We start from the raw sequence: 1,379 nt of genomic DNA, 5'->3' as shown, positions 1-1,379 counted from the left end.
GCCGGGGCCTTCGCGGTTGCCGGGGCCTCAGGGCTCGCCTGCTCGGCGGGGACGGCCTGCGCCCACGCGACGGCGGGCACGCCCGAGAAGGCCAAGGCCACGCTCAGCATCAGGCACAGGCACCCCCGCGCGACGCTCGCCGCCAGCCTGACCTCACGACCTCGTCCGTCAACCATGTGCCCGCCCCCCATCTCCCCGCCACATCAAGCGGCGTCAGCAACTACGTCGGGAGGGCAGGCTCACGCCGGGGCGCTGCCCCTGGCGCGATGGTGCGAACACGGTCCCACGCTGGCCCGGTGTCAAACCGGAATCCTTTCAGCAGGCGTAGCAGCAACGGCAACGTGCCCTCAACTTGTATATCTTGCAGTGTATCAGGGTCAGGGGCCCCACGTCACGAGCCGCCGCCCGGCAGGGCGGGCCCGTCAGTCGTCCAGATGACCCCGCTGAGGACGTCCTCGGCGCAGCGCTACCAGGGCGACGACGGCGCCCGCGAGCACGAGCGGCAGCGAGAGGCACTGCCCCATGGTGAGCCAGCCGGTGCCAAACAGGTAGCCCAGCTGCTTGTCGGGCAGACGCACGAACTCGACGAGAAAGCGGAAGCAGCCGTACAGGACCAGAAACGTGCCAAGAAACGTGCCCTGAGGCAAGGTGGGGCGGCGACGGGCGAGCAGGTAGAGCAGCACGAACAGGATGACGCCCTCCAGCAGGGCCTCGTACAGCTGGGAGGGGTGCCGATACACCAGGCCGCCACCCGTGTCAGAGAACATGACGCCCCAGGGCAGGCTCGTCTCCTTGCCCCAGAGCTCGCCGTTGATGAAGTTTGCGCACCGCCCGAAGAACAGCCCCAGAGGGGCGCCGCACGCCACGAGGTCGCACATGGTCGCAAACGAGACGCGCAGGGAGCGACAGATGGCGAGGCCCCCCACCACCGCCCCCACGAGGCCGCCGTGAAAGCTCATGCCCCCCTCGCTGAGCGCAAAGACCTTGAGGGGCTGCTGAAGATAGTAGCCGTCGCCGTAAAAGAGCACGTAGCCAAGACGGGCGCCGACGATGACGCCCAGCGCCACGGCAAGGACCACGGACGTGACGTCGTCTGCCGTGAGGCCCACGCCCCAACGACGGGAGTTGCGCGCGACCATGAGGCCCGCGAGCGCGAAGCCCGCCAGGTAGGCAAGGCCGTACCAGCGGATGGCCAGGGGCCCCAGCTGCAGGGCGACGGGGTTCAGGGCGTGATAGAGCTCATCGAGCCACATGGGCGAAACACTCCTTGCCTCGGACGGGGCCGGCCGCGCGGGTCCCGCGAATGAACGCGACGGACGGGTCGTCAGCGCCGGCGGCGGGCCCGCAAGGGGCCGGGGCGCGACAGCGCGGGGGCGGCC

The 1,379-nt window shown here is 70.1% G+C and carries 1 protein-coding gene; it reads right to left on the bottom strand.

All coding sequences use genetic code 11. The features are described from left to right. Positions 1–422 precede the first annotated feature (422 nt). Positions 423–1,253 (bottom strand): prolipoprotein diacylglyceryl transferase, encoded by an 831-nt coding sequence (gene lgt / locus BN3001_RS00085; RefSeq protein ID WP_058269809.1) that lies wholly within the window; start codon positions 1,251–1,253, stop codon positions 423–425. Between the last annotated feature and the right edge of the window lie 126 nt (positions 1,254–1,379).

The sequence above is a fragment of the Olsenella massiliensis genome, assembly GCF_001457795.1.
GTDB classification, from domain to species: Bacteria; Actinomycetota; Coriobacteriia; order Coriobacteriales; family Atopobiaceae; genus Olsenella_F; species Olsenella_F massiliensis.
The sequence above is the reverse complement of the archived record's forward strand: the minus strand, read 5'-3'. Positions and strand labels throughout refer to the sequence as shown.